The sequence below is a fragment of the Streptomyces sp. NPDC050264 genome, from assembly GCF_040655895.1.
In the GTDB taxonomy this organism is placed as follows: domain Bacteria; phylum Actinomycetota; class Actinomycetes; order Streptomycetales; family Streptomycetaceae; genus Streptomyces.
On sequence record NZ_JBFAKV010000012.1, the window covers coordinates 234386 to 241824 of the forward strand.

At 68.7% G+C, this 7439-nt stretch carries 5 protein-coding genes and 1 pseudogene; 2 read left to right on the plus strand and 4 right to left on the minus strand.

The window, feature by feature from the left end:
* Positions 1 to 23: 23 nt before the first annotated feature.
* From AB0J02_RS23315 to AB0J02_RS23325, 3 genes are all read right to left on the minus strand, one after another.
* Positions 24 to 2192: an RICIN domain-containing protein gene (locus tag AB0J02_RS23315; RefSeq protein ID WP_363195651.1), complete on the minus strand. Its 2169-nt coding sequence runs from the start codon at positions 2190 to 2192 to the stop codon at positions 24 to 26.
* Positions 2193 to 2352: 160 nt separating this feature from the next.
* Positions 2353 to 3735: a ricin-type beta-trefoil lectin domain protein gene (locus AB0J02_RS23320; protein ID WP_363195652.1), complete on the minus strand. Its 1383-nt coding sequence runs from the start codon at positions 3733 to 3735 to the stop codon at positions 2353 to 2355.
* 270 nt (positions 3736 to 4005) lie between these two features.
* The gene (locus tag AB0J02_RS23325; protein ID WP_363195653.1) at positions 4006 to 4803 is read right to left on the minus strand and encodes a thymidylate synthase; all 798 of its coding nucleotides are present in this window, start codon (positions 4801 to 4803) and stop codon (positions 4006 to 4008) included.
* Positions 4804 to 5064: 261 nt separating this feature from the next.
* On the opposite strand from AB0J02_RS23325, the gene AB0J02_RS23330 reads away from it, so the two are divergent.
* Positions 5065 to 5760 carry a YncE family protein gene (locus AB0J02_RS23330; RefSeq protein ID WP_363195654.1) on the plus strand — a complete coding sequence of 232 codons (696 nt, stop codon included), beginning with the start codon at positions 5065 to 5067 and terminating at the stop codon, positions 5758 to 5760.
* 25 nt (positions 5761 to 5785) lie between these two features.
* Here the strand turns inward: AB0J02_RS23330 and AB0J02_RS23335 are convergent.
* Positions 5786 to 6163: pseudogene (locus tag AB0J02_RS23335) on the minus strand (DUF2809 domain-containing protein); the annotation flags it as partial.
* Positions 6164 to 6191: 28 nt separating this feature from the next.
* Here AB0J02_RS23335 and AB0J02_RS23340 point away from each other — a divergent pair.
* Complete coding sequence (locus AB0J02_RS23340; RefSeq protein ID WP_363195655.1) at positions 6192 to 7322, plus strand: NADH:flavin oxidoreductase; 1131 nt, start codon at positions 6192 to 6194, stop codon at positions 7320 to 7322.
* Positions 7323 to 7439 lie beyond the last annotated feature (117 nt).

The window sequence follows — 7439 nt, forward strand, 5'->3', positions numbered from 1 at the left end:
CCGGTCGATCCTTTCCGCGCAGGTTACGGATAGTTGGTGAGGTAGGCGACGTTCGTGCCGGAGTTGGACGGCCCTCCGGTGCTGTTGATGATGTGGCTGATGGTTCCGGTGCCGCCCAGCGAGACGCTCACCATGTCGTGGAACCTGACCCCCGAGGCGTTCGGCACCTCGAAGGCGCGGTCGGCGACCACACTCGAGTTGGCGCTGAAGTAGCAGTAGCTGCCCAGCCCCCATGCCTCGTGGCTGGTGACGGAGGAGGCGACCTTGTAAGCGGGGTAGCCCTTCCCGGTGCCGTTCATCCAGGAGGCCTGGTTCGGCGGGTCGTAGGGCATCTCGTTCTGGAAGAAGTACGTTCTGCCGCCGTTGCTGTTCCAGATGACCTGGGTCTTCTGGAAGTGCTCGACGAACAGGCCGTACGCGGTCACGTTGTTGCCGTTGACCACGAGGCCGGTGTCCGCCGTGTTGGTGGTCCAGCCGACCGTGCCGCCGTTGCCGTGGTCGGCCCGCCAGATCCAGGTGTGGTCGATGATCGTGTCGGCACTGTTGATCACCAGTGAGTTGGTCGCCCGGCCGTTGGTGGCGCCGCCGATCCGGATGAAGACGTCGGAGAGCTGGATCGGGTCGGCCGCGTGCGTGGCGGACGAACCGGCCGGGCCGATCTGCATCAGTGTCGGGGAGTTGGTGGTGCCCGCGTCGATCAGCAGGCCGGCCAGCTGGATGCCGTCCACGTCGGCAGTGCTGACGGCGGTGATCCCGCCGTCCGGTACGAAGGTGGCCAGGCCCATGCCCAGCACCACCGTGTCGGGGCGCGTGATGTTGATCGTCTGGTTGAGGTGGTAGACGCCGGGGGTGACCAGCAGGTTCTTGCCCGCCGCGAGGGCCGTGTTCATGTCGGCCGCGGTGGCTCCGGGCTTGACGATGTAGAACTGGTCGATCGGAAGGGACTTGCCCGCCGGAGTCTTCCCGCTCCACGTGGTGCCGACGGCGTTGGACCGCAGCCCGGGCACGAACACCTGGTAGGCGCCCGCGCTGTCGACGTAGAGGAACGGCTTTTCGCGGATCGTGGGTGAGGCGGCGACATTGGTGTACGTCGGGAAGGACTGGGCGGGTGCGCCCTGGTCGCCGACGAAGACCATGTTCCAGTTGGAGCCGGACCAGCTGCCCATCTGCGCGTTGCGGGTGAGGAACTGCTGCTGGCTGCCGGACCGGATCTGCCCGTCGACCTTGGTGTCGGAGATGAAGCCGCCGCTGGACCAGCCGCCGTCGTCGAGCGCGAGGTTGCCGCGCACGTGCATGCGCCGGTACGGGGCGGCCTGGGAGACGGCCCAGCGGTCGGTGCCGCCCGTGGGGTTGACCGACAGGTTCTCGGCGTCGCGCCAGAAGTTCTGGGTGGCGTTGCCCTGGAACCAGTCGGCCTCCGCGTGCACGGAGCCGTTGATGGTCACGTCGTCCGGCGAGAAGCCCAGGCCGGCTACCTGCGTGTAGAAGCCGACGTTGGCGTTGGCGCTGTAGGTGCCGGGCTTGAACAGCAGGGCCTGGCGGGCCGAGCCGAACTGGTTGGTCTCCTGCTGGGCGAAGACCGAGTTCAGCTTGGACTGGATGCTGGAGGCCGGCATCGACGGGTCGAACACCGTCACGTTGGGGCCGAAGTCCGGGGTGCCCGGAGGGTTCGTCGTGCCGCCACCCAGGGTGAAGGACTGCGCGGCGGTGCCGTTGCAGGTGTACTGCGCCAGCTGCACGCTGTCCGCGGTGGAGGCGCTGGGGATGTCGAGGCACTTCCCGCTGTTGCGGTTGACGAGGTGGTAGGCGCCGTCGGCCTCGGCCACGGGCAGCCACTGCTGGTTGTTGCCGCTGGAGTACGTCCACAGCTGGACGGCCGCGGAGTCGGCGGTGGAGACGTCGGTGACATCCCAGGCCTTTGTAGCGTCCAAGTTGCTGTTCACGCGGTAGTAGCCGCCGCTGGTGGCCACGAGCTGCCAGTTCTGGGCGGTGCTCCCGTTGCACGTGTACTGCTGGACGGCGGTGCCGTCGGCACTCGCGGCCGCGCGGGCGTCGACGCACTTGCCGCTGCCCTTGTTGACCACGGTGGTGTACCCGGCCGGTATCGCGGCGGCTGCCGTGGGCTGCGCGCTCGCCGCGCCCTGTGCGGCGAACTCGGTGCCGGTCACGGCGGTCGCCAGGAGCGCGACCACGGTCAGGGCCCTCGGTATCCGGCGACGACCGGAGAGCCTCTTGCCTCTGTGTACGGATCTGTGTACGGATCTGGACACGGAACCGGGTACGGATCTGGGAACAGGACTGGGCACGGCCTTCTCCTGTGGTGGTGGGGGGTGAGCGAGCGGAGCGAGTGCGTCAGCCGGTGTACTTGGCGAAGATCCCGGTGAACTGCCAGTTGCTCTGGGACACACCCGAGCAGCTGTCGGCGACGCCGCCGGTGCACGGACGGTCCCGGTTGACGGACCAGAACGTCAGCCGCGCCAGGTGGTGCTGTTGCGCGTAGGCGAGGATGGTCTGGAAGTCGGCGGGCGTGACGGTCTCGTTGTTGTCGGTGATCCCGTTCATGGAGGAGATGCCCATGTCCCGGTACGCCTGGTCGTCGGTGTAGCCGTAGGCGTTCTTGAGAGCTGTCTTGAGGCCCTCTGCGGCCCGCTGGGTGAGCGTGCCCATGTTCTGCCCCGCGCCGCCGAAGTCGAACGGCATGATCGTCCAACTGTCCACACTGAGACCGGAGTTCGCGGCGCGGTTGACAAGGCTGGTGTCCGGTCCCGACTGACCGGTGCCGATGGTGACGTACACCTTGATGCCCGGGTTGTTGACCTTGACGGTCTTGAGCGCGTCCACCGTGCGCTGCTGGACCGTCGGGTTGCTGTACGCGTCGGCCTCGATGTCGATGTCGATCGCCTTCAGGCCGTACGCGTTGATGACCTTCTGGTACGCGCCCGCCAGCTCGCCGGCGCTGGAGCAGGAGCTCTCCAGCTTGTTGCCGCTGTAGCCGCCGAACGACGGGATGATGTCGCCGCCGTTCCCCCGCACCGTGTTGACCGTCTGCTGGTCGACGCCGCCGGTCAGCGGACGACTGCCGTCCCATTGCGGGTTGCAGTAGCCGTTGCTGAGCACGAAGGCGAGGGTGAACCACTTGACGCCCGTGGCGTTCATGACCGTGGTCGGGCTCGGCGGGTTGCCCCAGCCGTTGTAGAGGTACGGGGCGACGGCCATCGGTGCGGCGGGGGTCGTGCCGCCCCCGGTGGGCGCGGTCCACTTCTGGTTGGCGGCGCCGGTGCAGGTCCAGATCTGGACGGGGGTGGCGTTCGCCGAGGTGTTGCCGGTGACGTCGGCGCACTTGTCGGCCTGGGTGTTGACGATGTCGCGGGCGGCGGAGACCGACCACTTCTGGTTCGCGCCGCCCGTGCAGTCCCACAGTTGGAGCTTGGCCCCGTTCGCCGTGGAACTGCCGGTGACATCAAGGCACTTGTCGAGAGCCCTGATCGTCCCGTCGGAGCCGACCGTCCACTGCTGGGCGGTGGTGCCGTTGCAGTCGTAGAGCTGTACGGCCGTGCCGTTCGCCGCGCTCGCCCCGGCCACGTCGAGACACTTGCCCGCGAGGCCGGTGATCGTGCCGGTGGCGGCGGAGGCGGGTGCGGCGCCGAAGACACCTGCGGAGAAGGCGAGCAGTGCGGTGGTGAGCGCCCCGCGCAGCACCGTCGAGCGCGTGAGGGACGGTCTGAGTCCGGTCATCGGAGGATCACAGCCTTTCATGGGGGTCGGCTATGGGGGTGTCTCGATGTTGACCTGGGTGACGCTGACCTTGCGTACGGCTGCGTACGAGCGCGCACGCTCGTTCACGTAGATGAACAGCGAGCGCACTCGTGAAACTGTGGCGACCCGGAACCTAAAGGTCTGCACCATCGCCGTCAAGAGATGAAACCAAGAACGGTGCGAACAGAGCTGTGTTCGCGAGGAGTTGAACGCGAGACCTGACGTTCAGGCCTTCAAACGTTCAGTCGTTCACACCGCGACAGGGGCCTTGATCGCCGGGTGATGCCGGTAGCCGAGGACTTCCACATCGGCGAAGGCGTAGTCGAACAGCGAGTCGGCACGGCGCAGACGCAGTTCGGGGAACTCGAACGGGGTGCGCGAAAGCTGCTCGGCCACCTGCTCGATGTGGTTGTCGTAGATGTGGCAGTCGCCGCCGGTCCAGATGAAGTCGCCCGCCTGCAGGCCGACTTGCTGCGCCACCATGTGCGTGAGCAGTGCATAGCTGGCGATGTTGAACGGGACGCCGAGGAACAGGTCCGCGCTGCGCTGGTACAGCTGGCAGGAGAGCTTGCCGTCGGCGACGTAGAACTGGAAGAAGGCGTGACACGGCGCGAGAGCCATCTTGCTCAGCTCCGCGACGTTCCAGGCGGAGACGATCATCCGGCGGGAGTCCGGGTCGCTGCGCAGCGTGGTGAGCACGTCGCTGATCTGGTCGATGTGGCTGCCGTCCGGGGTGGGCCAGGAGCGCCACTGTGCGCCGTAGACCGGGCCGAGGTCACCGTTCTCGTCGGCCCATTCGTCCCAGATGGTGACACCGTGCTCGCGCAGCCAGCCGGTGTTCGAGTCGCCGCGCAGGAACCACAGCAGCTCGTGCACGATCGACCTGAGGTGCACCTTTTTGGTGGTGACCAGCGGGAACCCCCGCGAGAGGTCGTAGCGCAGTTGATGCCCGAAGACACTCCGGGTGCCGGTGCCCGTCCGGTCGGCCTTGGCCGTCCCGGAGGTGAGTACCAGCTCCAACAGGTCTTCGTACTGAGTGTCCGCCACAGCCGCCGAGTGTACTGGCCACCCGGACGCGGACTCGACGGCCCCGGGCGAGGGAGGGTCGGGCTCTGGCTGGATGGAGGTGGTGGGGTGTCGAGGCGCGGGAGGGGATGGCTCCCGAGCGCGGGTCGCCGTGGTGATGTGCGCGGGATCCGAGGCGTGGTGGGGCCCGGTGTGAGGAAGTCGCCTCTCACCACGAGCAGAGACCAGTCCGCCGATTCCGCCGTGTCGGGCGTCCTGCCCTGTTGAAAAGAAGCGTTGAACGTGGACCAGGGTCCCGAACCCATGGACGGTGCCGTCGACGGCGGACAGAGGCAGGGCGTGCCGGCGACTGCGAGGGTGTCGCCGGAACCGGCGGCCGCCGCGCCCGGCCAGGGCCGCGTCTGCGTCTGCGTCTGCGTCTGCGTCGCCAACACCGATGTCGGCACCGTGTCGGTGATCTACACCATTACCGGCGCGGTGGTCACCACGATCAACGACGTCGGCACCTACCCGGAGGGAGTCGCGGCGACCACCGACGGCACACGCGTCTATGTCGCCGACACCGGCGGCAACACCGTCTCGGCGATCGACACCGGCAGCAATACAGTGACCACCACCATCCCGGTCGGAGCGAGCCCACAGGGGGCGGCAGTGCACCCGATCAGCACCCGCGCCTACGTCGCCAACACCGGCGACACCGACCCCGACATGAGCGTGGCGGTGCTCCACACCCCCATCCCGACCAGCACCGTCAGCGTCGGCGGAGGCCCGACCGCAGTGGCGACAGCGGTGGGGGGAGCGCCGACACCGCCGCGCAGGTGCGCGGCCGAAGCGGAGAGGCTGGTCAGTCGACGCTCCGGACGGGACGACCGCGAGGAGGGACAGTCGCGTGGCCGGCCCGGCGGTGCCACCCTCGCGCGGCGAGACACCACCCGAGGGCCGATCCCACGACGTACCAGAACAGATCCGGCGCGTTGAAGGTGGCCCCGAGGAGCGGCTGGAGCACAGCCGGGATTCCCACGATCTGCAGCAGCTCCACGGCCCAGCTGAATCCCAGCGCGATGCCGGCGGCGACAGCGGGCCGCAGTCGGGGCGCCACCACGACCACGACGGCACACACCAGCACGGTGTAGAGGGCATCCCCCGCGTATTTCGCGAAGTCCCCGCCGGTCCACGACCGGACCCCGAGACCTGCCGCGACGGTCACCACCGCTACGCCGGAACCCCACCACCGTCTGTTCATCACCGGCACCTTACGCGTGGCGCACGGGCACACCGCGCCCGACGCCGTGGCCGGGATCACAGGGGAGTGCACCCGGAGCGACGGAATGCCCCGGAGGGCGGGTCGGTTGGCACGGGAGATTGCATGCCTAATGCACATACCGACTGGTACCTACTAGGAGCATTCTGTGACTGACGCTGTGTCGCCCGTTTCCCGCGCCGCCGAGATTCTGTCCCGGCCCGTCGCCCTGAACGGTCTGACCGTGCCGAACCGGATCGCGATGGCGCCCATGACGCGCATGTTCTCGCCGGACGGCATCCCCGGCGAGGACGTCCGCTCCTACTACTCCCGGCGCGCCGGCGCGGGCGTGGGCCTGATCGTCACCGAGGGGACGTACGTCGGCCACGCGTCGGCGGGCGAGAGCGACCGGGTGCCGCGCTTCCACGGCGAGGAGCAGCTGGCCGGCTGGGCGAAGGTCGCCGAGGACGTGCACGCGGCGGGCGGCACGATCGTGCCGCAGCTGTGGCACATCGGCATGGTGCGCAAGCCGGGGCAGCCGCCCTTCGCCGACGCCCCGCCCGTCGGCCCCTCAGGCCTCCGTATCGACGGTACCGAGGGCATGGGCAAGGCGATGACCCGGACCGACCTGGACGACGTCATCGGTGCTTTCGCGCAGGCCGCCAAGGACGCCGAGCGCATCGGCTTCGACGGCGTCGAGGTGCACGGCGCCCACGGCTACCTGCTCGACCAGTTCCTCTGGGCCGGCACGAACCGCCGCGGCGACGCCTATGGTGGCGACCCGGTGGCCCGCGCGCAGTTCGCCGCCGAGATCGTCGCCGCGATCCGCGCGAACGTCTCCCCCGAGTTCCCGGTGATCTTCCGGTACTCGCAGTGGAAGCAGGAAGCGTACGATGCGCGGCTCGCCGAGACCCCGGAGGAGCTGGAGGCGATCCTGAACCCGCTCGCCGCGGCCGGCGTCGACGCCTTCCACGCCTCCACCCGCCGTTACTGGAACCCGGAGTTCGACGGTTCGGACCTCAACCTCGCGGGCTGGACCAAGAAGCTCACCGGCAAGCCCACCATCACGGTGGGCTCCGTCGGTCTCGACGGCGACTTCATCGGCGCCTTCGCGGGCAAGGGCTCCGAGGTCAAGGGCATCGACGATCTCCTCGACCGCCTGGAGCGCGACGAGTTCGACATGGTCGCCATCGGACGCGCCCTGCTCCAGGACCCGCAGTGGGCGGCGAAGGTCCTCGGAGGCCGCTTCGACGAGCTGAAGCCGTACGACGCCGCTGCCGCGCTCAAGACCCTGAGCTAGCCGGTGCCGCGGGCCGGCCGGTGGGTGACGCGCGTCGCCCACCGGCCCCATAGGAAGAGCGGGGGGGTGGGGAAGAGTGTGAAGAGGTGGGGGTGTTTGACGGTGGGGGCCGGGTCA

Bases quoted from the DNA above. Each gene is read 5' to 3' on its own strand.
- AB0J02_RS23320 (WP_363195652.1), bottom strand. From the start codon at position 3,735: ATGACCGGACTCAGACCGTCCCTCACGCGCTCGACGGTGCTGCGCGGG.